Origin of the sequence: Bacillus bingmayongensis (genome assembly GCF_000299035.1) — a bacterium.
In the GTDB taxonomy this organism is placed as follows: Bacteria; Bacillota; Bacilli; order Bacillales; family Bacillaceae_G; genus Bacillus_A; species Bacillus_A bingmayongensis.
Genome location: NZ_JH921518.1, coordinates 1,225,599 through 1,251,839, shown reverse-complemented (window position 1 = coordinate 1,251,839; position 26,241 = coordinate 1,225,599). Strand labels below are relative to the sequence as shown.

At 37.0% G+C, this 26,241-nt stretch carries 26 protein-coding genes, 22 tRNA genes, 1 rRNA gene and 4 riboswitches; of the genes, 46 read left to right on the top strand and 3 right to left on the bottom strand.

Annotation, left to right across the window (positions count from 1 at the left end):
* Positions 1-87: 87 nt before the first annotated feature.
* From rrf to Y7E_RS0120920, 25 genes are all read left to right on the top strand, one after another.
* Positions 88-203 (top strand): 5S ribosomal RNA (gene rrf, locus Y7E_RS0121040).
* A gap of 5 nt (positions 204-208) precedes the next feature.
* Positions 209-284: transfer RNA gene (locus Y7E_RS0121035), tRNA-Val, on the top strand.
* Between the two features lie 9 nt (positions 285-293).
* A tRNA-Tyr gene (locus Y7E_RS0121030) sits at positions 294-377 on the top strand.
* A 12-nt stretch (positions 378-389) separates the two neighbouring features.
* Positions 390-464, top strand: a tRNA-Gln gene (locus Y7E_RS0121025).
* A 4-nt stretch (positions 465-468) separates the two neighbouring features.
* Positions 469-544: transfer RNA gene (locus Y7E_RS0121020), tRNA-Lys, on the top strand.
* Between the two features lie 14 nt (positions 545-558).
* Positions 559-639: transfer RNA gene (locus Y7E_RS0121015), tRNA-Leu, on the top strand.
* Between the two features lie 29 nt (positions 640-668).
* A tRNA-Gly gene (locus Y7E_RS0121010) sits at positions 669-743 on the top strand.
* A gap of 16 nt (positions 744-759) precedes the next feature.
* Positions 760-848 (top strand) — tRNA-Leu (locus Y7E_RS0121005).
* A 3-nt stretch (positions 849-851) separates the two neighbouring features.
* Positions 852-925 (top strand) — tRNA-Arg (locus Y7E_RS0121000).
* A gap of 9 nt (positions 926-934) precedes the next feature.
* Positions 935-1,008: transfer RNA gene (locus tag Y7E_RS0120995), tRNA-Pro, on the top strand.
* A gap of 12 nt (positions 1,009-1,020) precedes the next feature.
* Positions 1,021-1,093, top strand: a tRNA-Ala gene (locus Y7E_RS0120990).
* A 12-nt stretch (positions 1,094-1,105) separates the two neighbouring features.
* Positions 1,106-1,198 (top strand) — tRNA-Ser (locus Y7E_RS0120985).
* A 93-nt stretch (positions 1,199-1,291) separates the two neighbouring features.
* Positions 1,292-1,384 (top strand) — tRNA-Ser (locus Y7E_RS0120980).
* Positions 1,385-1,477: 93 nt separating this feature from the next.
* Positions 1,478-1,570: transfer RNA gene (locus tag Y7E_RS0120975), tRNA-Ser, on the top strand.
* Positions 1,571-1,663: 93 nt separating this feature from the next.
* Positions 1,664-1,756: transfer RNA gene (locus tag Y7E_RS0120970), tRNA-Ser, on the top strand.
* A gap of 23 nt (positions 1,757-1,779) precedes the next feature.
* Positions 1,780-1,856, top strand: a tRNA-Met gene (locus Y7E_RS0120965).
* A gap of 2 nt (positions 1,857-1,858) precedes the next feature.
* Positions 1,859-1,934 (top strand) — tRNA-Asp (locus Y7E_RS0120960).
* Between the two features lie 10 nt (positions 1,935-1,944).
* A tRNA-Phe gene (locus tag Y7E_RS0120955) sits at positions 1,945-2,017 on the top strand.
* A 15-nt stretch (positions 2,018-2,032) separates the two neighbouring features.
* Positions 2,033-2,108, top strand: a tRNA-Thr gene (locus tag Y7E_RS0120950).
* 3 nt (positions 2,109-2,111) lie between these two features.
* Positions 2,112-2,182, top strand: a tRNA-Trp gene (locus Y7E_RS0120945).
* Between the two features lie 10 nt (positions 2,183-2,192).
* Positions 2,193-2,269: transfer RNA gene (locus Y7E_RS0120940), tRNA-Ile, on the top strand.
* A gap of 3 nt (positions 2,270-2,272) precedes the next feature.
* Positions 2,273-2,347, top strand: a tRNA-Asn gene (locus Y7E_RS0120935).
* 1 nt (position 2,348) lies between these two features.
* Positions 2,349-2,420, top strand: a tRNA-Glu gene (locus Y7E_RS0120930).
* A 170-nt stretch (positions 2,421-2,590) separates the two neighbouring features.
* Positions 2,591-3,010 carry a CBS domain-containing protein gene (locus Y7E_RS0120925; RefSeq protein ID WP_017153226.1) on the top strand — a complete coding sequence of 140 codons (420 nt, stop codon included), beginning with the start codon at positions 2,591-2,593 and terminating at the stop codon, positions 3,008-3,010.
* 377 nt (positions 3,011-3,387) lie between these two features.
* Positions 3,388-4,539, top strand: a complete 1,152-nt coding sequence (locus Y7E_RS0120920) for a DUF3965 domain-containing protein (protein ID WP_017153225.1) — start codon at positions 3,388-3,390, stop codon at positions 4,537-4,539.
* 107 nt (positions 4,540-4,646) lie between these two features.
* Here Y7E_RS0120920 and Y7E_RS0120915 read toward each other — a convergent pair whose 3' ends face one another.
* Entirely contained in the window at positions 4,647-4,979 is a 333-nt protein-coding gene (locus Y7E_RS0120915; protein WP_017153224.1) for a hypothetical protein, read from the bottom strand.
* Between the two features lie 6 nt (positions 4,980-4,985).
* Positions 4,986-6,059, bottom strand: a complete 1,074-nt coding sequence (locus Y7E_RS0120910) for an SH3 domain-containing protein (RefSeq protein WP_017153223.1) — start codon at positions 6,057-6,059, stop codon at positions 4,986-4,988.
* 430 nt (positions 6,060-6,489) lie between these two features.
* Positions 6,490-6,602, top strand: a riboswitch (TPP riboswitch).
* A 61-nt stretch (positions 6,603-6,663) separates the two neighbouring features.
* A riboswitch (TPP riboswitch) is annotated at positions 6,664-6,766 on the top strand.
* A gap of 88 nt (positions 6,767-6,854) precedes the next feature.
* Between Y7E_RS0120910 and tenA the strand changes: the two genes are divergently transcribed.
* The 19 genes from tenA (at position 6,855) to Y7E_RS0120815 (ending at position 22,992) form a co-directional block, all read left to right on the top strand.
* On the top strand, positions 6,855-7,550 hold the full coding sequence (tenA, locus tag Y7E_RS0120905) for a thiaminase II (protein ID WP_017153222.1): 696 nt from the start codon (positions 6,855-6,857) through the stop codon (positions 7,548-7,550).
* Positions 7,519-8,268, top strand: a complete 750-nt coding sequence (locus Y7E_RS0120900) for an ABC transporter ATP-binding protein (RefSeq protein WP_017153221.1) — start codon at positions 7,519-7,521, stop codon at positions 8,266-8,268. Before tenA ends, Y7E_RS0120900 begins: the two co-directional genes overlap by 32 nt.
* On the top strand, positions 8,265-9,017 hold the full coding sequence (locus tag Y7E_RS0120895) for an ABC transporter permease (protein ID WP_017153220.1): 753 nt from the start codon (positions 8,265-8,267) through the stop codon (positions 9,015-9,017). Before Y7E_RS0120900 ends, Y7E_RS0120895 begins: the two co-directional genes overlap by 4 nt.
* Complete coding sequence (locus Y7E_RS0120890; protein WP_017153219.1) at positions 9,014-10,015, top strand: ABC transporter substrate-binding protein; 1,002 nt, start codon at positions 9,014-9,016, stop codon at positions 10,013-10,015. Before Y7E_RS0120895 ends, Y7E_RS0120890 begins: the two co-directional genes overlap by 4 nt.
* A 10-nt stretch (positions 10,016-10,025) precedes the next feature.
* Positions 10,026-10,646 carry a thiazole tautomerase TenI gene (tenI, locus tag Y7E_RS0120885; RefSeq protein WP_017153218.1) on the top strand — a complete coding sequence of 207 codons (621 nt, stop codon included), beginning with the start codon at positions 10,026-10,028 and terminating at the stop codon, positions 10,644-10,646.
* Positions 10,639-11,757: a glycine oxidase ThiO gene (gene thiO / locus Y7E_RS0120880; RefSeq protein WP_017153217.1), complete on the top strand. Its 1,119-nt coding sequence runs from the start codon at positions 10,639-10,641 to the stop codon at positions 11,755-11,757. Before tenI ends, thiO begins: the two co-directional genes overlap by 8 nt.
* A 253-nt stretch (positions 11,758-12,010) precedes the next feature.
* Positions 12,011-12,214 (top strand): sulfur carrier protein ThiS, encoded by a 204-nt coding sequence (gene thiS / locus Y7E_RS0120875; protein WP_017153216.1) that lies wholly within the window; start codon positions 12,011-12,013, stop codon positions 12,212-12,214.
* Between the two features lie 2 nt (positions 12,215-12,216).
* Positions 12,217-12,987, top strand: a complete 771-nt coding sequence (locus tag Y7E_RS0120870) for a thiazole synthase (protein WP_017153215.1) — start codon at positions 12,217-12,219, stop codon at positions 12,985-12,987.
* Positions 12,980-13,999, top strand: coding sequence for a thiazole biosynthesis adenylyltransferase ThiF (locus tag Y7E_RS0120865; protein ID WP_017153214.1), 1,020 nt, complete (start codon positions 12,980-12,982; stop codon positions 13,997-13,999). The genes Y7E_RS0120870 and Y7E_RS0120865 overlap by 8 nt, the downstream gene beginning before the upstream one ends.
* A gap of 5 nt (positions 14,000-14,004) precedes the next feature.
* A complete protein-coding gene (gene thiD / locus Y7E_RS0120860; protein WP_081584681.1) occupies positions 14,005-14,826 on the top strand; it encodes a bifunctional hydroxymethylpyrimidine kinase/phosphomethylpyrimidine kinase in 822 nt (273 codons plus the stop codon).
* Between the two features lie 95 nt (positions 14,827-14,921).
* Positions 14,922-15,069, top strand: a riboswitch (cyclic di-AMP (ydaO/yuaA leader).
* A 93-nt stretch (positions 15,070-15,162) separates the two neighbouring features.
* Positions 15,163-15,561, top strand: coding sequence for a hypothetical protein (locus Y7E_RS0120855; RefSeq protein WP_017153212.1), 399 nt, complete (start codon positions 15,163-15,165; stop codon positions 15,559-15,561).
* 16 nt (positions 15,562-15,577) lie between these two features.
* Positions 15,578-15,808: a hypothetical protein gene (locus Y7E_RS0120850; RefSeq protein WP_017153211.1), complete on the top strand. Its 231-nt coding sequence runs from the start codon at positions 15,578-15,580 to the stop codon at positions 15,806-15,808.
* A 302-nt stretch (positions 15,809-16,110) separates the two neighbouring features.
* A riboswitch (cyclic di-AMP (ydaO/yuaA leader) is annotated at positions 16,111-16,256 on the top strand.
* A gap of 102 nt (positions 16,257-16,358) precedes the next feature.
* Complete coding sequence (locus Y7E_RS0120845) at positions 16,359-16,463, top strand: hypothetical protein (protein ID WP_017153210.1); 105 nt, start codon at positions 16,359-16,361, stop codon at positions 16,461-16,463.
* On the top strand, positions 16,460-16,540 hold the full coding sequence (kdpF, locus tag Y7E_RS30160; RefSeq protein ID WP_000972380.1) for a K(+)-transporting ATPase subunit F: 81 nt from the start codon (positions 16,460-16,462) through the stop codon (positions 16,538-16,540). Before Y7E_RS0120845 ends, kdpF begins: the two co-directional genes overlap by 4 nt.
* 19 nt (positions 16,541-16,559) lie before the next feature.
* The gene (kdpA, locus tag Y7E_RS0120835; RefSeq protein ID WP_017153209.1) at positions 16,560-18,227 is read left to right on the top strand and encodes a potassium-transporting ATPase subunit KdpA; all 1,668 of its coding nucleotides are present in this window, start codon (positions 16,560-16,562) and stop codon (positions 18,225-18,227) included.
* 13 nt (positions 18,228-18,240) lie between these two features.
* On the top strand, positions 18,241-20,331 hold the full coding sequence (gene kdpB, locus Y7E_RS0120830; RefSeq protein WP_017153208.1) for a potassium-transporting ATPase subunit KdpB: 2,091 nt from the start codon (positions 18,241-18,243) through the stop codon (positions 20,329-20,331).
* Between the two features lie 18 nt (positions 20,332-20,349).
* Positions 20,350-20,931 carry a K(+)-transporting ATPase subunit C gene (gene kdpC / locus Y7E_RS0120825; protein ID WP_017153207.1) on the top strand — a complete coding sequence of 194 codons (582 nt, stop codon included), beginning with the start codon at positions 20,350-20,352 and terminating at the stop codon, positions 20,929-20,931.
* Between the two features lie 65 nt (positions 20,932-20,996).
* Positions 20,997-22,142: a KdpD-like non-kinase potassium sensor gene (gene kdpDN / locus Y7E_RS0120820; RefSeq protein ID WP_017153206.1), complete on the top strand. Its 1,146-nt coding sequence runs from the start codon at positions 20,997-20,999 to the stop codon at positions 22,140-22,142.
* A gap of 289 nt (positions 22,143-22,431) precedes the next feature.
* Positions 22,432-22,992 carry a cupin domain-containing protein gene (locus Y7E_RS0120815; protein ID WP_017153205.1) on the top strand — a complete coding sequence of 187 codons (561 nt, stop codon included), beginning with the start codon at positions 22,432-22,434 and terminating at the stop codon, positions 22,990-22,992.
* A gap of 429 nt (positions 22,993-23,421) precedes the next feature.
* Here the strand turns inward: Y7E_RS0120815 and Y7E_RS0120810 are convergent, their stop codons facing one another.
* Positions 23,422-24,630 carry an MFS transporter gene (locus Y7E_RS0120810; protein ID WP_017153204.1) on the bottom strand — a complete coding sequence of 403 codons (1,209 nt, stop codon included), beginning with the start codon at positions 24,628-24,630 and terminating at the stop codon, positions 23,422-23,424.
* A gap of 149 nt (positions 24,631-24,779) precedes the next feature.
* On the opposite strand from Y7E_RS0120810, the gene Y7E_RS0120805 reads away from it, so the two are divergent.
* A complete protein-coding gene (locus Y7E_RS0120805) occupies positions 24,780-25,241 on the top strand; it encodes a MarR family transcriptional regulator (protein ID WP_017153203.1) in 462 nt (153 codons plus the stop codon).
* A 129-nt stretch (positions 25,242-25,370) separates the two neighbouring features.
* Entirely contained in the window at positions 25,371-26,225 is an 855-nt protein-coding gene (locus tag Y7E_RS0120800; RefSeq protein ID WP_017153202.1) for a patatin-like phospholipase family protein, read from the top strand.
* Positions 26,226-26,241: the final 16 nt, after the last annotated feature.

Sequence of the window (26,241 nt, the reverse complement as noted above, 5' to 3'; positions counted from 1 at the left end):
GTGTTATCTAGTTTTGAGAGAACATAAAAAACTTGTTGAATTTTTTAATCAATTAAGTATAATAATGTTTGTCTCAAATGAATATAGTCTGGTAATGATGGCAGAGAGGTCACACTCGTTCCCATACCGAACACGGAAGTTAAGCTCTCTAGCGCCGATGGTAGTTGGGGCCTTGCCCCTGTGAGAGTAGGACGTTGCCAGGCAAAATGGAGGATTAGCTCAGCTGGGAGAGCACCTGCCTTACAAGCAGGGGGTCGGCGGTTCGATCCCGTCATCCTCCACCATATAATGTCGGAGGGGTAGCGAAGTGGCTAAACGCGGCGGACTGTAAATCCGCTCCTTCGGGTTCGGCAGTTCGAATCTGCCCCCCTCCACCATTTCTTAATTAATGGGCTATAGCCAAGCGGTAAGGCAACGGACTTTGACTCCGTCATGCGCTGGTTCGAATCCAGCTAGCCCAGCCATTAAGAGCCATTAGCTCAGTTGGTAGAGCATCTGACTTTTAATCAGAGGGTCGAAGGTTCGAGTCCTTCATGGCTCACCATTTTAAAAAAATATGCGGGTGTGGCGGAATTGGCAGACGCACCAGACTTAGGATCTGGCGCCTTTGGCGTGGGGGTTCGACTCCCTTCACCCGCACTTTTAATAAAATATCTCATACATGTCATGCGGAAGTAGTTCAGTGGTAGAATACAACCTTGCCAAGGTTGGGGTCGCGGGTTCGAATCCCGTCTTCCGCTCCAATTTTCAATATGACATGCCGGGGTGGCGGAACAGGCAGACGCACAGGACTTAAAATCCTGCGGTGGGTGACCACCGTGCGGGTTCGACCCCCGCCCTCGGCACCATATGCGCCCGTAGCTCAATTGGATAGAGCGTTTGACTACGGATCAAAAGGTTAGGGGTTCGAGTCCTCTCGGGCGCGCTTTATTAACGGGAAGTGGCTCAGCTTGGTAGAGCACCTGGTTTGGGACCAGGGGGTCGCAGGTTCAAATCCTGTCTTCCCGATATTTAAAACATGGGGCCTTAGCTCAGCTGGGAGAGCGCCTGCCTTGCACGCAGGAGGTCAGCGGTTCGATCCCGCTAGGCTCCACTTTAGTTTTATGGAGGTATACCCAAGTCTGGCTGAAGGGATCGGTCTTGAAAACCGACAGGCGGCGAGAGTCGCGCGGGGGTTCGAATCCCTCTACCTCCTCCATTTTATAATAATTAAAATGGAATGATAGGATAGTTAATAAAAACTATTAGATGTATAAAGATAACTAAAAGATATAATTAATATTTACTTCATGGAGGTATACCCAAGTCTGGCTGAAGGGATCGGTCTTGAAAACCGACAGGCGGCGAGAGTCGCGCGGGGGTTCGAATCCCTCTACCTCCTCCATTTTATAATAATTAAAATGGAATGATAGGATAGTTAATAAAAACTATTAGATGTATAAAGATAACTAAAAGATATAATTAATATTTACTTCATGGAGGTATACCCAAGTCTGGCTGAAGGGATCGGTCTTGAAAACCGACAGGCGGCGAGAGTCGCGCGGGGGTTCGAATCCCTCTACCTCCTCCATTTTATAATAATTAAAATGGAATGATAGGATAGTTAATAAAAACTATTAGATGTATAAAGATAACTAAAAGATATAATTAATATTTACTTCATGGAGGTATACCCAAGTCCGGCTGAAGGGATCGGTCTTGAAAACCGACAGGCGGCGAGAGTCGCGCGGGGGTTCGAATCCCTCTACCTCCTCCATTTTTAAAATAATATTATATCGTCGCGGGGTGGAGCAGTCTGGTAGCTCGTCGGGCTCATAACCCGAAGGTCGCAGGTTCAAATCCTGTCCCCGCAACCAATGGTCCCGTGGTGTAGTGGTTAACATGCCTGCCTGTCACGCAGGAGATCGCCGGTTCGACCCCGGTCGGGACCGCCATTTACATAAAGGCTCGGTAGCTCAGTCGGTAGAGCAGAGGACTGAAAATCCTCGTGTCGGCGGTTCGATTCCGTCCCGAGCCATCTTTTTTTTGACAAGCCGGCTTAGCTCAATTGGTAGAGCAACTGACTTGTAATCAGTAGGTTGGGGGTTCAAGTCCTCTAGCCGGCACCACTTAGGGGCATAGTTTAAAGGTAGAACAGAGGTCTCCAAAACCTCCGGTGTGGGTTCGATTCCTACTGCCCCTGTAGAAAATAAGGGCCTATAGCTCAGCTGGTTAGAGCGCACGCCTGATAAGCGTGAGGTCGATGGTTCGAGTCCATTTAGGCCCACCATATTCCGCAGTAGCTCAGTGGTAGAGCTATCGGCTGTTAACCGATCGGTCGTAGGTTCGAGTCCTACCTGCGGAGCCATGGCCCGTTGGTCAAGTGGTTAAGACACCGCCCTTTCACGGCGGTAACACGGGTTCGAATCCCGTACGGGTCATATAAAAGAGTCAGCAATTAGCTGGCTCTTTTTTGTGTGAAAATATAATGTGAAAGTTCTTTCCTTTTCTAATACAAGATAGGATCAATCTAAAATTCCCTTTATTTCATAATAAATAAAGGGAATTTGGAAAAACTATAGTATGTATAAAAAGGAGGGAATAGAGCTACATGACAACAGTTAGAGAATTTATGAGTACCGATATCGTACAATGTACACCGCTAGATAATGTATATGAAGCTGCTGTGAAAATGAAAGAAGAGGACATTGGAATGATTCCAGTTGTAGAGAACAATCAAGTGGTTGGTCTTGTCACAGATCGTGATTTAGTTGTTCGTGGAATTGCTGAGAAACATCCTGGGTCTAATAAAATTACAAATGTCATGACAACAGGAATTGTTTCCGTATCTCCTGATGACTCTATTGAAAAGGCTACGGAGTTAATGGCACAGCACCAAATCAGAAGACTACCTGTAGTTGAAAATGGCGAGCTTGTTGGGATGTTAGCGCTAGGTGATTTAGCAACAACAGAGAAAGCTGATGATCAAGCAGGATTTGCTTTAAGTGAGATTTCCGAGCATACAGAATAAAGGAGTATATACAGAGTATTTTTTAGTCTAGAAAATACAGTGTGTTTAGATGTTAGAAAATAAGTAAGATTGGATACGTTTTATTAATAATGCAAGTAAAACTATATTGTGATTAAAACGTATCCAAAATATTAGGAATAGATGTATAGAAGATGTAAAGATGCTTTATTAAGTATATCTGGAGAATGACGTATGTTAAGCTTATTTGAAATTTTGGTTAATAATTTTTATTACTAATTTTTGTTATGTTAAAAAATGATATAATAATAAATATAAGTTTCATAAGGGATTTTGAATATATTAATATCGATAATGCTATGATTATCTACTACGCTATCAAGGATTTCATATATAAATAGAAACGGAGGGGAAATGATATGAGGGATGTACAGAGTAACCCCAATTGGAATTTGGTTACAGATGTCTATGTGGAACCAAATAATTTTGCGGATTTATTTTCTTTACTTGTACCAAATCGTCCAAAAGGCGAAGGAAAAGAACGGACAATTTTAGCTTGGAAAGAAAAAGAATTTTATAAACAAGAAAACTTGGCTCCGTTTATCTTATATGCAATGAATAAAGTACAGAGCTTGCCACAGTTTCATAAAGATGAAATACCAACTTTAGTTCGTATTGTTCGTTTATGCCAGGAAATTGGTTGGTATAAAGAAGCTTATACATTTATGGTGAATCAAAGGTTAGATGAATTTGTGCATACATCTATGGAATATGAAACATGGGATATTTTAACTCAAGTTGTGGCTTGGAACTACTTAATCGTAAAATATCGAGTCGGTGAATTAGAAAATAAAGATATAATCATATGGGAAAGAATTAAATTTAATGAAAAATGTATTGAAAAATGTGAAAACCTATTATCTCATAAGGAAGTAATGGAACTTACATTCTTTTATATTTGCAAACAGGCAAAATTATTGTCCAAAGAAGAATTGGATCAAGAGATGATGCATTTAGCAATATACTGTAATACATACGTTTATGACATATACATATATGACTTATTAAAAAAATATCGTAAGTGTACAGATTTTTTAACATATTATGGACCGAGTCGTTCTGTTGTTGCATGTCAAAGGGCTGTAATTGCTCAAATTTCTGACCGCCTTAATCCGTTAAAAACTACGCATGTGGATGATTATCTTTATGTAATGAAGGAAATGATGGAGCACATGTCGTTTGAGTTTATGAATCGATACGAGCACTTCATTGGAAAACTATTATCATATGTACCATTTTTTGAAATGATTCAAGTTCCGCAACATGCATATTATTGTGAAGAGTTGATGTATGTTTGTAAAGGAATTGAACATAAAGAAGAAATCTTGCGGAATTATATATTTATACAATTACATGATTGTTTACCGTCATTTATTAAGCAATTTCTAAAGAATAAGCGCTATGCAACGATTCATGATATTTTATTTTACTGGTGTGATGATGAACAACGAATGGGCTTAGAAAAGAAGTATAATTTAAGTTTTATTTATGAACGATATGCGTGCGGATAAAGAGAAGCCCTTCGTTTTTCTTTGTTCAAGTAATATAGTGTATATAGAAAAAGGGATCTCACCTTCAGGTGGGATCCCTTTTGTAGTCGTAAATGTAGAAGATTGTTCTAAGCTTCTTGCTGCTTCTTACGGTGCTCAGGAATATAGATATATTGGGAAATAATTACTAATACCCCTATAAAAAATACAGGGAATATAGCAGCAACATGAAACCCACTATAAATAATATTTGTTATTAAACCGCCGATAATAACAAATGCAGCATATATATGAGAAATTTGTTTCTTTAGACGGATTTTGAATACTTCCATCAAAGATTCAATTGCAACAAATGAGATGATGATAGCTAAAAAGACAAGGTTAGTATTGTAAATTACTAAGCAACAGATTAAACCGAGAAAAGCTAAATACTCAATTATTAAGGGAATATTACGTGGCATACAATATTACCGAACCAAATAAGGCAGTGGATTTACTGCGTTTGTTTTTTCAAAATTCCATTCACCATTATGTAATTCAAAATGGAGATGTTGTCCAAATGAATGACCTGTATTTCTCATATGTCCTAATAATTGCCCGGTTTGAACTTGATCACCAACTTCTACTGAACGGTCTTTCATATGAGCGTAAACTGTTGTATATCGTTTACCTTGAATATAATGTGCCACAAATACGACATTTCCATAGCTAGCGGAGTAATAAGACTTTATAACTTTTCCTGCAGCAGCTGCATGAATTGAAACATTACCTGGTGCGGTAATATCTACACCATAATGCATTTGTTCCCAGCGCATATCAAATGTAGAACTAATCGTTCCTTGAGTAGGAAATTTAAAAACAGCAGGAATAGAAGGAGCGGCTTGTTTAGGTTGTGGTTGCTTTTGAATGATATAATGTTGTGCTACAAATCCATAAGCTGTTCCAAAACGGATTTTATACCAAGTACCGACTGTTTCTATAACTTCTACTTGTGTTCCGTTTTGTAAAGATCCAATCACGGAGGTATTTGTTCCGGCCCCACTGCGGACTTTTAATACAGGTGCACCAACATAAAAGGAAGATTGATTTTGTGTCGTAATTCCTTTTACTAATGGCTCTGATGTATGCGATACAAATTCTTTTTTTACATATCCTACTTGCCCATTATGTGAGATTTTATACCACTCCCCTTTTGTTTCTTGTACAGAGATGAATTTGCCGTTTGGTAATCTATCAATAATAGAGGATTTGATATTTGGCTCAGAGCGAACGTTTAAAATATTGGCATTTACGATATAACTATTTTTAAGTTTAGTAGATGTAGTAAACGCAATATCTGTTTTTTTTAAGGAGTTAGTTTTATTTCTTGTGTTTATTGCATTATTCAAATATAATATTTTTGTGTCTGATTTTATAGTTTGAGTGTTTTGAGTAGGCAATTGCTGAGCTGCTACAGTGCGCGTATCTACTTGATTTATGGATGGAAGTAGAGAGGCGACTGCGACAGTAGTTGCCGTTAAAGCTGTAGCTTTCTGTTTCATCTAATATTAGCCCCCCATAGATGTATTAATATATTTTTTATTATAGTATAAAGATATAATACTTTGTGCATTGTTCACATAACTGTAATATGAAATGAGAAAAAATAACAATTTTTTAATGGAATCGAAATATATGACAAGAATAACAGATAAATAATCATTATAATATGAATAAAGGATAATCGATATTTTCTGAATAGACAGTGAAAAGTTGCTTTTGTACTTATTAGTAGGAGAACAAGTAGCCATGCCTATATGAATGTTTATTTTTCATATTTTATATAGTGGAACTTAGATGTAAATAATTCTCGTTTTATAATCTGTAAGCCAACTGGTTATTAATCCTTATCAATTAGGATAAATGGGATTACAATAAGTTAAAACAGTTGCTGATGACCCACGACAGTGTTATACTGACTATGGTAATTTCATATTGTGCTAGGAGAGCTGGTGTTGCCAGCTGAGAGTAAGACCGAGAGTCTTTGATCCTTTTTATTACCTGATCTAGATTATGCTAGCGTAGGGAAGCAATTCGGACATGAACAGTCAGTCCCTGTTTCTTTGCGTAAAGAAACAGGGCTTTTTTATTGGACAAATTCATAGTAACAACCACTAGGGGTGCTTTGCATGCTGAGAGAGGAATAATCCTTAACCCTTACGGACCTGATCTAGGTAATACTAGCGAAGGGAAGTGGAACAACGAATAAATGTGTTTTTATTTGCTGTAGCCACTTCTTATATATAGGAGTGGCTTTTTTATTTAGATAAACAGATATGAAGGAAGGGGAAATATAAATGAAATTTTGTGAGAGATTATTTGAGACTGTGCAGCCTGTTTGGGAAAAAAGTCATAATCACCCGTTTGTAACGGGGATGGGGGACGGTACGTTAGACAAAGATAAATTCCAATATTACATCATACAAGATTATTTATATTTACTAGATTATGCAAAACTATATGCAATTGGAGTTGTGAAAGCGACTAATCCGCAAGTTATGGCAAAATTTGCAGAACAAATAGATGGCATTTTAAATGGAGAAATGACAATCCATAAACAGTATGCAAAACGCCTTGGTATTTCTGTAAAGGAGATGGAAGAGGCAAAACCATCTGCTAAAAATTTAGCGTATACAAACTATATGATGTCAGTATCTCAAAATGGTACGCTTGCAGAGTTAATTGCGGCTCTTCTTCCATGTATGTGGAGCTACTGGGAAATTGGAAAACGTTTAAATGATATTCCGGGAGCAAGGGATCATGAGTTCTTTGGGGAGTGGATTCAAGGATATAGCTCAGAAGAATATGGAGATCTTTGCATTTGGTTAATGGATTTATTAAATGAACTAGCTATTGGGAGATCTGAACAAGAGTTAGCCAAATTAGAAGAGATTTTCTTATATTCCAGCCGATTTGAGTACTTATTCTGGGATATGGCGTATCGTAAGGAGATGTGGGGTTTTGAGGAACAAGAGCATACTACAATTTCATAATGTTTCTTTTCATTATGATGAAAAGCCAATCATAAACGGCCTAGATGCTTTCGTGCAAGAAAAGGAGTTTGTTAGCATCATTGGACCGAGTGGCTGTGGCAAAAGTACATTGTTTCGTTTAATTACAGGATTAGAAGAACCGACGGCTGGAACTATCCAACTGACAGAAACAACGAGTCATCCTGTAGGATATATGCCACAAAAAGATATGCTCCTGCCGTGGAGAACGATTATTGAAAATGCGGCATTACCTTTAGAATGTCAGGGTGTAAAGAAAAAAGAAGCGCATGTAAAGGCAAAGGAACTCTTAGAACAATTTGGTTTGCAAGGATACGAGGATAAATATCCGAAAGATTTATCTGGTGGAATGCGGCAACGGGTATCCTTTATTCGAACCTTATTAACAGGTGGGAATATTTTACTGTTAGATGAACCGTTCAGTGCACTAGATGCATTAACGAAATCAACTTTGCAAGAATGGTTGTTTGAACAATGGAAACAATGGCAAAAAACAATTTTATTTATTACGCACGATGTGGAGGAAGCTCTTTTTCTTTCTAATCGAATTTTAGTTGTGAAGGAGCAGCCCATAACAACTTTGACGGAGCGTATCGTTCCCCTTGGAACTGATCGTTCAAGAAAAGATTTGTATAAGCCTGAGATACTCGCGCTAAAAGATGAGCTACTTGGTATGTTGCAAAGACAGGTGCTCGTATGAAACGTATGACAGAATTATTACCTGCATTGATTTTAAGTAGCATTTTACTTGTGAGCTGGGAAGTGGGAGCTAGAATTGTAGACGAGATGTACATCTTACCATCCCCGACTGCAATTCTAGCTAAAATGTGGGCGTTGCGAGATATATTGCTTACAGTTCATCTACCGGCGACATTATACGTAGTTTTAATAGGAGTTGTTATTTCCATCGTGCTCGGTGTGGGACTCGCGATGTTAATGAATGCTAGTTCATGGATGGAAAGAGCATTTTATCCACTGTTAGTTGCATCACAAACGATTCCAATTACAGCTCTAGCGCCATTATTTGTTTTATGGTTTGGATATTCAATTTGGAGCAAGGTAGTTGTGACAGTTTTGATTACATTTTTCCCGATTGCAGTAAATACGTATGACGGATTACGCAGTACAAAAAAGGAATGGGAGGAACTTTTAGTAACATACGGTGCAACGAAAAAAGACATTTTTCTAAAGTTAAAGTTGCCATCTGCACTTCCTTACTTTTTCTCTGCTTTAAAAATTGCAGTTCCTCTTAGTGTCATTGGAGCAGCAATTGGTGAGTGGCTTGGCGCTCAAGCGGGTCTAGGGTACTTTAGTAAACGAATGATGACACAATTAGATGGAGCAGGCGTATTTGCACCTATTGTACTCTTATCATTATTAGCCATCTTCTTTGTATTACTGGTTTCTATATTAGAAAAGAAATTGATTAGTTGGAGGAAACATTCATGAAATTATTCAAACGCATCTTTGTGTTTACATTATTAGTTGCAATGATTGCAGGATGTTCTAGTAATTCGGCATCAGATAAGAAAAAGAAAGAAAAAGAAATTACAGTGATGCTCGATTGGTATCCAAATGCGGTCCATAGTTTTATCTATGCGGCAATTGAAAAAGGATATTTTAAAGAAGAAGGAGTGAAAGTGAATATTAAATTTCCTTCTAATCCGACGGACCCATTAACGTTAGCGGCAGCAGGGAAAGTAACAGTCGGTTTATATTACCAGCCAGATGTTGTCATTGCAAAAGCAAATGAACAAATCCCGGTAAAATCAATTGGGGCGGTTGTACGTTCACCATTAAACCATGTGGTATCGTTAAAATCGGCTGGAATTCATTCACCAAAAGATTTAGAAGGAAAGACAGTAGGTTATTCTGGAACGCCTTTAAGTGAGGCATATTTAAAAACGATGGTAAAAGAAGCTGGTGGTAATCCAGATAACGTAAAAGTAGTAGATGTTGGGTTTGATTTAGTACCAGCGTTAATTACGAAAAAGGTAGATGCTGTCACAGGTGCTTATATTAACCATGAAGTTCCTGTTATGCGTCATCAAGGCCATGAACCTGCATACTTTAACCCAGCTGACTATGGTGTACCAAATTATCATGAACTTGTTTTTGTAACAGGTGATAAAACATTGAAAAAAGATAAAGAAGCGTTGCAATCCTTTTTACGCGGTGCGAAAAAAGGATACGAATTTATGAAGAAGAATCCCGATGAGGCACTGGGTATTTTATTAGATCATCAAGAAAAAGAAAACTTCCCGCTTGTTCCAGAAGTTGAAAAAGAAAGTATGAAAATTTTATTAGAGAAAATGGAAACGAAAGATGAGCCATTTTTATCAGATTCAAAAGAGTCATGGGAAAAACAAAATAAATGGTTGAAAGAAAAAGGAATGACAAAAGAGAGCGTTCCTGCTAATGAATTATTCGAAAACATTTTAAAGTAGGCGAATGAATATGAAAGACGAGCTCCATGTTATCTCAAATGGCCAGATGACATTCAAAGAGTTAGCGAATGTAGCAATGCAGATTGAGAGTGAGATTGATTATTTGCATATTCGTGAGCGGGAGAAAAGCACGAAAGAATTATATGAAGGTGTAGAGGGCCTCCTGAAGAGGGGCTTTCCAGCATCTAAGCTTGTAATGAATGATCGAATTGATATAGCGATCTTATTAAATATCCCTCGCGTACAATTGGGGTATCGAAGTGCTGATGTTAGATCTGTAAAGGAAAAGTTTTCTTATTTGCATGTTGGGTATTCTGTGCATTCTTTGGAAGAAGCAATAACAGCTTTCAAAAACGGGGCAGATTCCCTTGTTTATGGTCATGTATTTCCAACGAATTGTAAGCAGGGTGTTCCAGCAAGAGGGTTAGAAGAAATTGCAGATATGGCAAGGCGATTAACGATACCGATTACAGCTATTGGTGGGATAACACCTCAAAATACAGCAGCGGTTCTTAGCTCTGGTGTGAGTGGTATTGCTGTTATGTCTGGAATTGTAAGTGATAGTAATCCATACGAGAAAGCAAGAATGTATAAGGAAACAATAAGAAAGTGGGCGGAAAATCATGAGTAAGATATATGATGTAACCATTATTGGCGGTGGTGTAATTGGTAGTTCAGTTGCACATTTTCTAGCGGAAAGAGGATACCAAGTTGCGATTGTTGAGAAGAAAAGGATTGCATCTGAAGCTTCTAAAGCAGCGGCAGGTTTACTTGGTGTACAGGCAGAATGGGATGCGTATGATCCACTATTTGAGCTTGCTAGAGAAAGCCGTGCAATATTTCCGCAACTTGCAAGAGCTTTACGCGAAAAAACGGGTATTGATATTGGATATGAAGAGAAAGGCATATATCGGATTGCCCAAAATGAAGCTGAGAAGACAAGAATACTAGATATTATGGATTGGCAACAAAAAACAGGTGAAGAATCATATTTTATGACAGGAGATGAGCTTCGTGAAAAAGAGCCATTTCTCTCTTCGTCTATTACCGGCGCTGTATATTATCCGAAAGATGGTCATGTTATTGCACCGGAACTGACAAAGGCATTTGCGCATTCTGCGGCCATTTCTGGTGCTGATATATATGAACAAACAGAAGTATTTGATATCAAAATAGAAAACAATCGAGTAGTAGGAATGATTACAAATGAAGGTATGATTCCATGTGAAAAGGTAGTAATTGCCGGTGGTTCATGGAGCACAAAACTCCTTCATCATTTTGATAAAGAGTGGGGTACATACCCTGTGAAAGGAGAAGTTGTTGCTGTAAAGAGCCGTAAACCACTATTGCAATCCCCGATTTTCCAAGAGCGGTTTTATATCACGCCAAAACGTGGTGGACGCTATGTAATTGGAGCAACGATGAAGCCACATACGTTTAATAAGTCTGTACAACCAGAGAGTATTACATCGATATTAGAGCGTGCGTATACAATTTTACCAGCTTTAAAAGAAGCGGAATGGGAAAATACTTGGGCGGGATTACGCCCCCAATCTAATCATGAAGTCCCTTATATGGGGGAACATGAGGAAATAAAAGGATTATATGCTTGCACTGGCCATTACCGAAACGGCATTTTATTAAGCCCCGTTTCTGGTCAATATATGGCCGATTTAATAGAAGGAAAGCAAGGGAATCATTTATTAGATTCATTGCTTTCTAAATCGATTTATCCTGTATGAACTGGTAGTAAACGACTGATTGATGGGGAATAAAGAGAACAAATATTGATTAAAGTTTCACTTTATATAAACACATTTTGATTTTTTAACATGTAAGTCAATGTTACAAAGAATAAAAGCTGAACTACATTGGTTTTTTTCTCTTTGTTTTTACTTGGCATGGGGCAGGAAGAAGATCTGCCCGCTTCTATGCATGGTCGGATGCTCTCTCACATCTAAAAAGAAAAGGTTTATATAGAAAGGGGATGGAAGTTTGAACTTAAAAATTAATGGTAAGCAAGTAGAGGTACCGGTGAGCATTAAAACAGTAGCAGAATTGCTTACACATTTAGGATTAGATACAAAGATTGTTGTGGTAGAACGTAACCAAGATATTTTACAAAAAGAAGATCATCAAGATACATCTGTTTTTGATGGAGACCAAATTGAGATTGTAACTTTCGTAGGAGGCGGTTGATTATGTTAAACATTGGACCATTTACATTCAAATCTAGACTTTTATTAGGAACAGGGAAATTTTCAGATTTTGATGTGCAGAGAAAAGCAATTGAAGTATCAGAGGCTGAAATTTTAACATTTGCAGTACGTCGTATGGATATATTTGATGCAGGCCAACCGAATTTATTAGAAAAAATTGATGTGAAAAAATATACATTATTGCCAAATACAGCAGGAGCAAGAAATGCTGAGGCAGCAGTTCGTATTGCAAAATTAGCAAAAGCTTCAGGGCTTTGTGACATGGTAAAAGTAGAGGTTATTGGTGATGATAGAACGTTATTACCAGATCCAGTGGAGACTTTAAAAGCATCTGAAATGTTGCTTGAGGAAGGGTTTATCGTTCTTCCATATACATCTGATGATGTTGTATTAGCTCGTAAGTTGCAGGAGCTTGGTGTGCATGCGATTATGCCTGGTGCCTCACCAATTGGTTCAGGGCTTGGAATTGTGAATCCATTAAATTTAAGCTTTATTATTGAACAAGCAACTGTACCAGTCATTGTCGATGCTGGTGTTGGTAGTCCTGCTGATGCTGCGTTTGCTATGGAATTAGGAGCAGACGGTGTGTTATTAAATACAGCTGTATCAGGTGCGAAAGACCCTATTAAAATGGCAGAAGCAATGAAACTAGGTATTCACGCGGGACGTTTAGGATTTGAAGCAGGACGTATTCTACGTAAACGCTGTGCGACAGCAAGTAGCCCGTTAGAAGGAATGAGTGTAGTTGAATAATCGTTATTCTCGCCAAGAGTTATTTTCGCCAATTGGTGAAAAAGGACAGCAAAAGATAGGAGAAAAACATGTACTAATCATTGGCGCTGGGGCACTTGGTAGTGCGAACGCCGAGATGCTTGTGCGTGCTGGTGTTGGAAAAGTGACAATTGTGGATCGTGATTATATTGATTGGAGTAATTTACAACGTCAGCAGCTATATTGTGAGGAAGATGTAGAAAATAATTTTCCGAAGGCCGTAGCCGCACAGAGACGTCTGCAAGCAATTAACAGCAATGTAATCGTAGAAGCTTTTGTTCAAGATGTAACAGCAGAGGAGGTAGAACAGCTTGTTACAAATGTGGATGTGATAATTGATGCAACTGATAATTTTGAAACACGTTTTATCGCTAATGATATATCACAAAAATATTCAATTCCATGGATTTATGGAGCATGTGTAGGTAGCTATGGTCTTTCTTATACAATTTTACCAGGAAAAACACCATGTCTATCTTGTTTACTACAATCTATCCCGCTTGGAGGAGCAACATGTGATACAGCAGGTATAATTTCACCTGCTGTATCTCTTGTTGTTTCTCATCAAGTAACGGAAACTCTCAAAATTTTAGTAGAGGATTATGAAGCACTTCGAGATGGACTTGTATCGTTTGATGTATGGAAAAATGAATATTCATGTATGAATGTGCAAAAGCTTCGCAAACATAATTGTCCATCATGTGGTGAGGAAGCAGTGTATCCATATTTAAATAAGGATAATACTTCAAAAACAGCAGTTTTATGTGGAAGAAATACAGTCCAAATTAGACCTCCGCATAAAGAACGATTAGATTTTGAACGATATAAAGAACTGTTGCGTGACCATGTAGCGGATTTAATGGTGAATCCATATTTACTATCGTTTTCAGTTGAAGATAAGAGATTAGTTGCATTTCAAGATGGCCGGGTTCTCGTGCATGGAACGAAAGATATAGTAGAAGCAAAAACAATTTATCATCGTTATTTTGGATGAAAAGGATGAGTGAAATGAAAGTGAATAAAGCTTTAACAATTGCTGGATCTGATAGCGGCGGTGGTGCTGGTATTCAAGCAGATTTAAAAACATTTCAAGAGCTGGGTGTATACGGAATGACAGCCATTACAGCTATTACAGCCCAAAATACACTTGGTGTTCAAGGGGTATATCCAGTTACGCCCCAAGGGATTCAGGAACAATTAAATTCAATTGGTACTGATTTAACACCGGATGCTGTGAAGCTTGGCATGTTGTTTAGTAGTGAAATTATTAAGGGTGTTGCAGAGAATATTAAAAAGTTTGGCTGGAATAATATTGTACTAGATCCTGTAATGATTGCAAAAGGTGGAGCGTCATTGTTACAACAAGAAGCAGTGCAAGCGTTAAAGGAGTATTTATTACCAATTGCAACAGTTGTGACGCCGAATGTACCAGAAGCAGAAGTATTAACAGGGATGGAGATTCATAACATCCAAGATAGTAAAGAAGCTGCGAAAGAATTGCATAGATTAGGAGCTAAATACGTCCTTATGAAAGGTGGACATGCAGCGTATCAAGGAAATGAAGTAATTGATTTCTTATTTGATGGTGAGCAGTTTATTGAATATAGAAGTGAACGAATTGATTCCAAACAAACGCATGGTAGTGGTTGTACATTTGCATCTGCTGTAACGGCGGGACTTGCAAAAGGGTACCCAATCGAAGAAGCAGTTCAAGAAGCGAAGAAGTTTATTAGTATAGCGATTGAAGAGCAATTAAATATTGGGAGTGGTCATGGACCAACGAATCATTTTGCATATAAACGTCAAGGAAGTCATGTATAAATATTCAGGATTTGATGAAGAAGCCAGTTTTATAATTGGCTTTTTTATTGTTTACTTTTTCCATATTTAGGAGTATTATATCAGCCAGAATCTGTTTTTTTGTAACGCTGAGTCCAATTAATTTGGAGCGGAGGAACCAAATTGTGCATGGTCACTAGGGGTGAATCTTTCATGATGAAAGTAGGGCTACTCTCAAAGTCCGAATCCGACAGCTAACTTCGTAAGCGTCTTGGGAGAGGATGGTGCATTGATGGATACATCGCTTCATCGGTCTGATTAGTATAGGAGAATATCAAGCTATATTTGAATTCTTTTATGCTAAGGAGGAAGATGTGCATGGATGGGGAAAAAGAAGTAACGCTCATTTGTGTAGGGGAAGAGGAAAAAGTAAACAGTTTACGAGAATTAGTACCTTTTCAACAAGATATGATTATTTTTACAGTAAATGAACATGTAGCAGCTGAAGTGCGAGCATGTGGATTTGAAGCAACCTATTGCTGCAATGGGGAACAGAAATTAACCGATATTTGCAATGGGATTAAAAAAGTAATCCTTCTAGGAGATGAACTTCCAACAGTTGGCTTTTTTACCGAACGTATTCGTTTTTCTTTTCAAGCGCCTATTACAGTTGTCACAAGAAATAAAAGATATCCAGTAAGGCTCTATCAAACAATTGGAGCTAAATTTGTAGTGTTTACAAACTGTGATAACATTTCTTTTTTATTTTTTGAATAGGGTGGGGGAAGTGAAGATGAAGGTGTTATTACGAGAGGATATAGCGAACCGTTGGGCAGTATCAGTAGAGCGAGTTGAAGAATTAGCAATGCAAGATTCTATTTTCCCAAAACCATATATGATATTACCATCAGGAGATAGTTTGTATTTAGAGATTGAGCTGATTGCGTATGAAAAAATACATGTGGAGTTGACGCAAGTGTGCTTTCGTGGGCGGAGTTTACGAACGTTTTTATCATGTTATTAACAAATGATGAATGATTCTGATTATAGTGGATAATAGGCTTACGAATGAGAAAAGAGCGGATTCTAGGTACTAAAATAGTATCTGGAATTATTCGCTCTTTTTTATTATCATTTCAAATTAAAAGTTAATTTTAATGAAAAGCAAAGAAAAAACGAGAAAACAGACGGTAAAATATTAATATCAATCAATGTAAGCGGTTAAACAGGTGAAAACTTTCTTATTTTAAGTAATATACCTCTTTACAACTCAAATATAGAGGAGTATATTTACATTCATAAATTGTTCATAATATTTCCAAAAACAACCTGATATCGCTGAGTCCAAGTATTTGGAGCGGGGGAACCAATTTTGTGCATTGTCACTTGGGGTGAATCTTTCATTACGAAAGTAGGGCTACTCTTTAGGCCCGAATCCGACAGCTAACCTCGTAAGCGTTTGGAGAGGAGGTTTACTTTTGTGTTGTTCATTTTTGAACACTGAGTAGAGCCTCAGTGTTCTTTTTTTGATAGGTAGATGGTAAAATTTAACATTTTTGAGATGGGGGATTGGAATGCTAGATATAGTGATGATCGGAATCTTTGTTGTATTAGTAGCATCTATGATAGGGCTTGCGAGCTGGTCAGATAAAGTTGTGAAAGAAGGGAAGCAATCATGATGATTGCCTTATCAGTTATTGTCGCAGTGATTACTGTGTATTTAGTTTATGCGTTATTAAATCCGGAAAAGTTTTAATTAGGGGGAATCATTCATTATGATTTGGGTCGCAGTTGTTATCACAATGCTATTGTTTATTCTTGTGGCAAAGCCAACGGGCATTTATTTAGAGAAGGCTTTTCAAGGTAGTAGAAAACTAGATAAAGTATTTGGACCTTTTGAAAAGCTTATTTTCAAAATTACAGGTGTGAAGTCATACAATCAAACATGGAAACAGTATGCATTATCACTAGTTGCACTTAATGGTTTTATGATTGTTGTCGTATATTTCATTTTCAGGTTACAAGGCGTATTGCCGTTAAATCCGGCACATATTGAAGGTATGGAGCCAACGCTTGCTTTTAATACAGCAATCAGCTTTATGGCAGATACAAACTTACAGCATTATAGCGGTGAAAATGGATTATCTTATTTATCACAATTAATAGGGATTACATTTTTAATGTTTGCTGCACCGGCAACAACATTAGCCCTTGTAATGGCCTTTATAAGAGGATTAGCAGGCAAGGAACTTGGTAACTTTTTCGTTGATTTTACACGAGCTTTAACAAGGGTCTTTCTTCCGATTGCATTTGTTACAGCACTGATATTTGTTGCGCTTGGTGTACCGCAAACTTTAGATGGGGCGGTTACAGCACAAACGATTGAAGGTGTGAAACAAAGTATTTTACGCGGTCCTGTAGCTTCATTCGTTTCAATTAAGGAACTAGGTAATAATGGTGGTGGATTCTTCGGAGCAAACTCCACACATCCATTTGAAAACCCAGGACAAATCAGTAACATTTTGCAAATGATGCTTATGATGCTATTACCAACAGCTTTACCGTTTACGTACGGAAGAATGGTAGGGAATAAAAAACAAGGACGTATCCTTTTCGTTTCACTATTTATGGTATTTTTAGTGGGATTCACAACGATTGTGTCATCAGAATTGCATGGCAACCCAGCATTAAATCAAATGGGAATGGAAAGCGTGCAAGGCAGTACAGAAGGAAAAGAAGTACGATTTGGAACGGTATTTTCTTCGCTATATGCGACAGTAACGACGGCAGCCGAAACAGGTGCAGTTAATACGATGCACGACACGTTGACACCAATTGGCGGATCGGTACCACTTGTAAACATGATGTTAAATACAGTGTTTGGTGGGGTTGGTGCAGGCTTTGTCAATATCATTATGTACGCAATTATCGCAGTCTTTATATCTGGATTAATGGTTGGACGGACACCAGAATTTTTAGGTAAAAAAATTGAAGGAAAAGAAATGAAATTAATTGCGGTAACGATATTATTTCATCCATTGCTTATTTTAGGATTTTCAGCATTGGCTCTTTCAACGCATTTAGGAACGGATGCTATTTCTCATTCAGGATTTCATGGGTTAACGCAAGTTGTATATGAATACACGTCTTCTGCTGCTAACAATGGATCTGGATTTGAAGGGTTAGGAGATAATACACCGTTTTGGAATATTACAACTGGTTTAGTTATGTTTTTAGGACGTTATTTCAGCTTAATTACAATGCTAGCTGTTGCATATTCATTGAAAGAGAAGACGGTAGTGCCAGAAACAGTAGGAACATTCCGCACAGATAATAGTTTATTTGGGGGCATTTTCATTGGAACGATTGTAATCGTTGGTGCATTAACGTTCTTCCCAATGTTAGTATTAGGACCAATTGCAGAATTTCTTACATTGAAGTAATGGAGGGTAAATGATGAGACCTGTAGTGGTAAAAGAAAAACAAGTGAATCAATCACGGGTACATGTTGTAGAAGATGAGGTTAGACAAGCGAAAACGATGGATCGTGATATCGTGACCCATGCAATGAAGCAATCTGTTGCGAAATTGAATCCGAAAGTAATGGTAAAAAACCCTATTATGTTCGTTGTGGAAATTGGATTTATAATCACTTTGATTTTATCCTTTCTTCCGAATGAATCTAGTAGTATACCAGGTTGGTTTAATATAACAGTTTCTCTTATTCTATTATTTACTGTCTTGTTTGCTAACTTTGCAGAAGCATTAGCAGAAGGGCGAGGAAAAGCACAAGCAGATTCTTTAAAACAATCGAAGAAAGATGTATTTGCGAATGTCGTAAAAGAAGATGGTGAAATTGTTCAAGTTTCAGCAACTGAACTGAGAAAAGGTGACGTTGTAATCGTGAAACAAGGAGAAATGATTCCGAGTGATGGAGAGGTTATTAAAGGGTTAGCATCTGTTGATGAATCAGCTATTACTGGAGAATCTGCACCGGTTATTAAGGAAGCTGGTGGTGACTTTTGCTCGGTAACAGGCGGTACAATGGTTGTCAGTGATGAGATTACAATTTCGATTACAAGCAATCCAGGTGAGTCATTTATAGATAAAATGATCTCTTTAGTAGAAGGAGCTGCTCGTCAAAAAACACCGAATGAGATAGCTTTAAACACAGTATTGACAAGTTTAACTCTTATTTTCTTAATTGTTGTTGTGACACTACCTATCTTTACAAACTATTTAGGTTTCAAGATTGATACAGCTGTACTTGTGGCACTTCTTGTTTGTTTAATTCCAACGACAATTGGTGGTTTATTATCAGCCATTGGGATTGCTGGAATGGATCGGGTAACGAAATTTAATGTATTAGCGATGTCAGGTAAAGCTGTAGAAGCTGCTGGTGATATTAATACAATTATTTTAGATAAAACAGGTACTATTACTTTTGGGAATCGGATGGCACATACATTGCTTCCTGTAGGAAACGAAACAATTGAGCAATTAGCAAAATGGGCTGCATTAGGATCGGTTTTAGATGAAACACCAGAAGGTCGCTCTGTAATTGAATATGTAAAATCAAAATCTCTATCATATAACAGTGAGCTTGCTGAGCAAGGTGAGTTTGTTCCGTTTAAAGCAGAAACAAGAATGAGTGGTGTAGATCTACTTGATGGTACAAAAGTAAGAAAAGGTGCAGTTGGTGCGGTTATTGAGTGGGTACAAGCACAAGGTGGTACGATTCCAAAAGATGTGAATCAAAAGGCGGATTTAATTTCCAAAGAAGGTGGGACACCACTTGTAGTGGCAGTCGATGATCGCATTTATGGCTTAATCTATTTAAAGGATACTGTAAAACCTGGTATGCGCGAACGTTTTGAACAGCTTCGCCAAATGGGAATTAAAACGGTGATGTGTACAGGGGATAACCCATTAACAGCGGCAACAATTGCGAAAGAAGCAGGGGTAGATGAGTTTGTTGCGGAATGTAAGCCAGAAGATAAAATTGCAGTTATTAAAGCAGAACAAGATAAAGGAAAACTTGTTGCGATGACAGGTGATGGTACAAACGATGCACCAGCATTAGCACAAGCTGATGTTGGATTAGCGATGAATAGTGGAACAACAGCTGCAAAAGAGGCGGCCAATATGATTGACCTAGATTCCAACCCAACAAAAATTATTGAGGTTGTAGGTATTGGGAAGCAGCTATTAATGACACGTGGTGCGCTAACAACATTTAGTATTGCAAATGATATAGCGAAATACTTTGCGATTATTCCAGCGATGTTTACATTAGCAATTCCACAAATGGAAGCACTGAATGTGATGAAGTTAACTTCACCGCTGTCAGCCATTTTATCAGCATTGATATTTAATGCAGTTATTATCCCATTACTCATTCCATTAGCAATGAAGGGGATTGCGTATAAACCGATGAGTTCCAATGCATTACTTGGTCGTAACTTATTGATTTATGGACTTGGAGGAGTTATTGTTCCTTTCATCGGAATTAAGGTAATTGATATGATTGTGGGATTGTTTATTTAAGGAAGAGGGGAAAAGAAAATGTCTAAAAAACAAAATATACTTTCACCGGTCATTCGTGTCACCTTTACATTTCTTGTCCTGTGTGGATTGTTATACCCACTACTTGTAACTGGAATTGCACAAGCGGTTATGAAGGATAATGCGGACGGCAGTCTTATATATAATGAAAAAAATGAAGTGATTGGTTCAAAACTAATCGGTCAAAATTTTAAAGATCCACGTTATTTTCATGGACGTGTCTCTAGTATAGAATATAAAGCAGAAGCATCGGGATCAAATAACTATGCACCATCTAATCCTGATTTAGTAAAACGTGTAGAAGAAAGTGTAGCGAATTGGAAGGATAAAAATCCGGCTGTTCCAGTTACGGAAGTACCAATGGATTTAGTGACGAATTCAGGATCTGGATTAGACCCTGATATTAGCCCAGAGGCAGCTTACGTACAGGTCGATCGTATTTCGAAATTAACGAATATTCCAAAAGAAAAGCTGAATCAGCTGATTAAGTCTCAAACAGAAGGTGCAGCATTAGGGTTATTTGGCGAAGATCGTGTTAATGTCTTGAAATTAAATTTGGAATTACAGAAAATAATGAAATAGTACCGTTGCTACCTCAATCCAATCGATTGAGGTAGTGCTGTTTACTAGGAAAGGTTGTGTGTGTAATGTATGCAGATGACTATAAACCAACATTTCAAAGGCGAACACCAGAAGAATATTTAGAATATATACGCCAGCAAAATCGTGGGAAATTAAAGCTGTATGTAGGTGCTGCTCCAGGAGTAGGGAAAAGTTACAAAATGTTGTTTGATGCGCAGGAAATGAAAAAAGAGAACATTGATATTGTAATAGGTTTAATTGAAACACATGGAAGAAAAGAGACAGAAGAAGCAATTGCTGATTTAGAAAAAGTTCCTTTAAAAGAAATGAATTATAAAGGAAAGGTATTTTATGAGCTTGATATAGAGGGGATTATAAAGCGAGCACCTAAGGTTGTTGTTGTGGATGAATTGGCACATAGTAATATACCTGGCTCAAAACATAAAAAACGCTACATGGATGTAGAAGAATTGTTAGACGCTGGAATATCAGTTTTATCGGCGTTTAATATTCAACACTTAGAGAGTGTTCATGATATTGTGGAGCAGATAACGAATGTAAAAGTACGAGAGCGCATTCCTGATTTTATTTTACAGAAAGCGAATGAGATTCAACTCGTTGATGTAACACCGGAAGTATTAAGGAAACGATTAATAGATGGGAAGATATATAAAGAAGAAAAGATTCAGCAAAGCTTACAAAATTTTTTTACGGTTAATAACTTAGGAGCTTTGCGAGAGCTATCGTTGCGCGAAGTTGCAGACGATATGGATGAGAAAATTAGTCAGTCGGTGACGGAGCCAATAGGTGTAAAAGAGAAAATTCTTGTCTGTGTGCAATACAGTTCAACAGCGGAGAAATTAATACGGCGTGGATGGCGTATGGCCAACCGGTTAAATGCTGAATTATATGTGTTAAATGTAGAAAGAGAAAATATAGAATCATTATCGGCAGGCAAAAGGCACACAATCGATGAGTGGAAAGCATTGACGAATCAATTTCATGCGACTTTTTTATTGGAAGAAGCGAAAGGAAGAAAGCCAGCAGATGTCATTATTGAAGTTGCGAAACGATTGCAGGTTACACAAATCTTACTTGGTCAATCAGCAAGAACAAGGTGGGAAGAAATTCGAAAAGGATCAATTGTAAATGAAATTATGAGACAAACAAAACATATCGATATTCATATTGTGGCTGATCAGAGAGTATAAAGTGTTTCTTTGAAATAAAGTTTGATAATTTATAATACAGTCTGATCGTTTATAAAAAAGATTGATCAAAATCATGTAGTGAACATACAGAATATTTCTTTTCTTGTTAAGTTAACGGGGCATTTATCTTCAATAACTATAAAACATTAAGGGGAAAATTGAATATAAATTGTTTATAATTTTGTATTGTCATTGTTTTATTACTGCCCATTTTTGCCCATGTTGTATCCCTATAAATAGGCAACTGCATAGGATAAAAGGTAAATGAAATCATGAGAGGAGCATGAATATGTACCGTAAATCATGCCATCACTATCAATGGCAAAATCCAATGCATACCAACTGGAATAACAACAATTGGATTTATAATTGGAATCCTTATTATTACGATAGGAACAATAATAACTGGAATCCTTATTATGGAAACATCAGATTAAAAGATTATGGATCAAAACCATTTGTAGTGAATATTAACCAAGCTACTAAGCAAAACAATACTTACCGCACCGCTTTATGGACAGGGGAAAACTTACAAGTGACTCTGATGAGTATTAATGTTGGAGATGACATAGGTTTAGAGGTCCACCCGACAACTGATCAATTCATACGTATTGAAGAAGGGCAGGGACTTGTTCAAATGGGTGATAGTAAAGATAAATTAGATTTTCAAGAAATGGCCTATGATGATTATGCGATTATGATACCTGCTGGAAAATGGCATAATGTAACCAATATAGGTAATATACCACTTAAAATTTACGCTATCTATGCGCCGCCAGAGCATCCATATGGTACAGTTCATGAAACAAAAGCAATTGCCATGTCTACTGAAGAAAACCGCTATTACTAATTAATAATTCATCGATTGAAAAATATTATTCTGGATAAAATTACCTAAAGAGTGTTGCGAATTATGAAAAGGAAAGGCTGGTATGTATATATCTGAATTCAAAGCCTATTCAGCCGAAATATTAAATCCAAAAATGTATTGTTTTTGAATAAAAAATATAGAGTTAGATTAATGATTGGGTATTCAACTAATAGGTGTTAATGCTCGACAAAACGTATCTTAAAACGATTAAACTTTTTATAAAAAAACTTAAATTTGCTGAAGAAGAATCTGTTTTGATCAATCTTTTTTCAAAATAGATTCTTCTTATACACTTTAAAATATAAGTTTTTGGGGTGTTTTTAATCAAACTTTATTCCTAAACTACATAAAGCGAGAATGTCTAAGTGCAGTAAAAGAGCTGTTTTGGGACATTCTCTTTTTTGCTTGTTATTTAGCTTTTTGAATCTCGTTTTTTCTTGTGTGATAACGAGTTAGTTTTTTCATCACATATAAGACCACGATTAGAAAAACAATCGCCCCTGTAAAGAAAATCCAAAAGTAATTTTGATTAAATAATAGAAAACCACTTACAATTGGTCCTGTGCCCATTCCAATATAACGAATGAAGTTATAGGTTCCAATGGCAGTTGCTCTTTCTTCTACAAATTCTTCTGTCAATAAAGTGGTATGAGTCGGCATGGATAATCCCATGCTAAAACCGTATAGGGATGTAGCCACAATAAGCATTGGGATATTTATATGATATACGAAAGAGAATAGGATAACGCATGCGATATTAAAAAAACTAGTAAGAAGTAAAGCTTGTTTTGTTGAGAGTAATATTTGTGAAAACTTGTAGCAATAACTTCCTAGCATAATACATAAGGACATTGGTACGAACGTAAGTCCAATCTCCCCTGCATTTAGATGAAATAAATTTGTTAATATGTTAGGTAAAAAAACGAGGAAACAGAAATAAATACAAAACTGCATAAAGCCAATAATTGCGATAGAAAATCCAGTGTTATTTCTTAAAATACTCCGATAATGATCTGCTTTTCTAGCTGCTTTAGGCGTAGCCGGTTTTGTTTCTGGAAGCAATGTAATATTTGCAATTAACAGGAATACGCCAATTGTAGATAAGAATAGAAAAATAGATACGTGACCATTTATGTTTCCAAGATAGCCGCCTATTAGGGGGCCTACTGCAGGGGCGAGGGCGAGTAGCATTTGATATGTACTCATTGCTTTCCCACGTTCTTTTCCTTCGAATAAATCACCAATAATAGTAGCAGCTATAACAGGAATGGCAGCTATTCCTAACGCTTGAACGGCTCTAAAAATAAGAAATAAATAAATGTTTGTTGTAAAGGCACAAACAATGGAACCGATAGTACCAATGAATAGACTTCGAATAAGAATATATTTTCGTCCTTTTGCATCAATTAATGGTCCGTAAACAAGCTGCATAATTGCAAGAACAAAAGTAAAAATAGAGACAGTTAAATTTACAAGATAAAGAGAGGTGTGAAAGGAATTTTGAATCATTGGTAAGACCGGTGTGTAAATATTTTGTGCGAAAGATCCTAATAGAGCACTCATGCAAACAATGTATAGAATGGATTTTAATTTAGATGAAGATAATGAATGTCTCATAATAAAACCTCCTTATTTTAGTTTCCTTGGAAACTAAAATAATTGTAACATTATTTTCTTGCTTGTAAAGATAAAAAAATAATTTTACAATGGTATATAGATAAATTGTTTCTGTGGAAACTTATAAAGTATCATGGAGGGGATCCGACTTGGACCGCACATTAAGGCAAATAGAAATACTTTCGGATATTCGTACACTTTTTCATAAAAAAGAAGAGCATATGAAGGAAAATGATGAGCTTTTTCTTCGTGAGACAGGTGTAAGTGGTATGTCTCTATCAGAACTACACGTAATCCAATGCATAGGAACAAAAGGCTTAATGAATGTGACAGCGATTACGGAAGAGATGGGAATGACAAAGGGAGCAATTTCTAAAATTTGTACAAAATTGTTTAATAAACAATTCGTTGAAAAGATGAAAATGTTAGATAATCAAAAAGAAATATTTTTCCGTTTAACAGATAGCGGAAATGAAATTTATATGGCGCATGAGAAACTGCATCAACAAGCTGAAGAGAAGTGGTTGTTACTTTTAGATCAGTATACAGAAGAGGAATTATCATTTATTCAAAGGTTTGTAAAGGATGTAGGAGCTCATTTAGAAAAGTAGAGGAAGAATTTTTTTGCTCACATTAAGCCTTCTGAATATGGTTTTTGTAAAGACTCATATATAATAGAAAGAGATACTTAACAAGATGAATAATTAAAGAGTCTATATATATAAAGAGGAGAGAAAGCAATGCTTGAAAATACGAGTTTAGTATTAGAAGGCGGCGGTATGCGCGGCGTATATACAGGTGGAATACTAGAATACTTTATGGAACAGGATTTATATTTTCCATATATTATTGGTGTTTCAGCAGGGGCGTGTCATGCGGCGTCATATATTTCAAGACAAAGAAATCGGAATAAAACAGTAAATATTGATTATGCAACACATCCGAGATACTTATCTTACAAAAATTTATGGAAAAAACGGCAACTATTTGATATGGACTTTATTTTTCATGAAATTCCAGAAAAGCATGTGCCATTTGATTTTGACACATATTTTAATAGCGCAGAGCGTTTTCTAGTAGGGACGACAGATTGTGAAACAGGTAAACCAATGTATTTTGAAAAAGAAGGAACAAATGAAGATGCATTGACATTACTACAAGCTTCTAGCTCATTGCCATTTATCGCACCAGTTGTAAATTACCATGGTAAACAATTATTGGATGGTGGAATTTCGGATCCAATCCCAGTTCGGAAAGCACAGAAAGATGGCTATGAGAAATCAGTTGTTATTTTAACGAGAAATCATGGATATGTTAAGAAAAAATCAAAATTTGGATGGATTGCAGCGAAGGCTTATAAAAAATATCCTAATCTTGTCAATACGATGCTTTCTCGTTATGAAGTATACAATGAGACACTTCACTATATTGAAAAAGAAGAGTTAGCTGGTAATCTATTTGTCATTCGTCCAGAAGTACCATTGCAAGTAGACCGAATGGAAAAAGACCCACAAAAACTGCAAAATTTATATGAGCAAGGATATAAAGATGCGGCAAGACAATTTGCGGATTTGCAGGCATTTTTACAAAGTTAATGAATGTAAAACCTCT

Coding starts and splice junctions, on each gene's coding strand:
- Y7E_RS0120925 (WP_017153226.1), top strand. CDS start 2,591: ATGACAACAGTTAGAGAATTTATGAGTACCGATATCGTACAATGTACA.
- Y7E_RS0120920 (WP_017153225.1), top strand. CDS start 3,388: ATGAGGGATGTACAGAGTAACCCCAATTGGAATTTGGTTACAGATGTC.
- Y7E_RS0120915 (WP_017153224.1), bottom strand. CDS start 4,979: ATGCCACGTAATATTCCCTTAATAATTGAGTATTTAGCTTTTCTCGGT.
- Y7E_RS0120910 (WP_017153223.1), bottom strand. CDS start 6,059: ATGAAACAGAAAGCTACAGCTTTAACGGCAACTACTGTCGCAGTCGCC.
- tenA (WP_017153222.1), top strand. CDS start 6,855: ATGAAATTTTGTGAGAGATTATTTGAGACTGTGCAGCCTGTTTGGGAA.
- Y7E_RS0120895 (WP_017153220.1), top strand. CDS start 8,265: ATGAAACGTATGACAGAATTATTACCTGCATTGATTTTAAGTAGCATT.
- Y7E_RS0120890 (WP_017153219.1), top strand. CDS start 9,014: ATGAAATTATTCAAACGCATCTTTGTGTTTACATTATTAGTTGCAATG.
- tenI (WP_017153218.1), top strand. CDS start 10,026: ATGAAAGACGAGCTCCATGTTATCTCAAATGGCCAGATGACATTCAAA.
- thiO (WP_017153217.1), top strand. CDS start 10,639: ATGAGTAAGATATATGATGTAACCATTATTGGCGGTGGTGTAATTGGT.
- Y7E_RS0120870 (WP_017153215.1), top strand. CDS start 12,217: ATGTTAAACATTGGACCATTTACATTCAAATCTAGACTTTTATTAGGA.
- thiD (WP_081584681.1), top strand. CDS start 14,005: ATGAGTGAAATGAAAGTGAATAAAGCTTTAACAATTGCTGGATCTGAT.
- Y7E_RS0120855 (WP_017153212.1), top strand. CDS start 15,163: ATGGATGGGGAAAAAGAAGTAACGCTCATTTGTGTAGGGGAAGAGGAA.
- Y7E_RS0120850 (WP_017153211.1), top strand. CDS start 15,578: ATGAAGGTGTTATTACGAGAGGATATAGCGAACCGTTGGGCAGTATCA.
- Y7E_RS0120845 (WP_017153210.1), top strand. CDS start 16,359: ATGCTAGATATAGTGATGATCGGAATCTTTGTTGTATTAGTAGCATCT.
- kdpF (WP_000972380.1), top strand. CDS start 16,460: ATGATGATTGCCTTATCAGTTATTGTCGCAGTGATTACTGTGTATTTA.
- kdpA (WP_017153209.1), top strand. CDS start 16,560: ATGATTTGGGTCGCAGTTGTTATCACAATGCTATTGTTTATTCTTGTG.
- kdpB (WP_017153208.1), top strand. CDS start 18,241: ATGAGACCTGTAGTGGTAAAAGAAAAACAAGTGAATCAATCACGGGTA.
- kdpC (WP_017153207.1), top strand. CDS start 20,350: ATGTCTAAAAAACAAAATATACTTTCACCGGTCATTCGTGTCACCTTT.
- kdpDN (WP_017153206.1), top strand. CDS start 20,997: ATGTATGCAGATGACTATAAACCAACATTTCAAAGGCGAACACCAGAA.
- Y7E_RS0120815 (WP_017153205.1), top strand. CDS start 22,432: ATGTACCGTAAATCATGCCATCACTATCAATGGCAAAATCCAATGCAT.
- Y7E_RS0120810 (WP_017153204.1), bottom strand. CDS start 24,630: ATGAGACATTCATTATCTTCATCTAAATTAAAATCCATTCTATACATT.
- Y7E_RS0120800 (WP_017153202.1), top strand. CDS start 25,371: ATGCTTGAAAATACGAGTTTAGTATTAGAAGGCGGCGGTATGCGCGGC.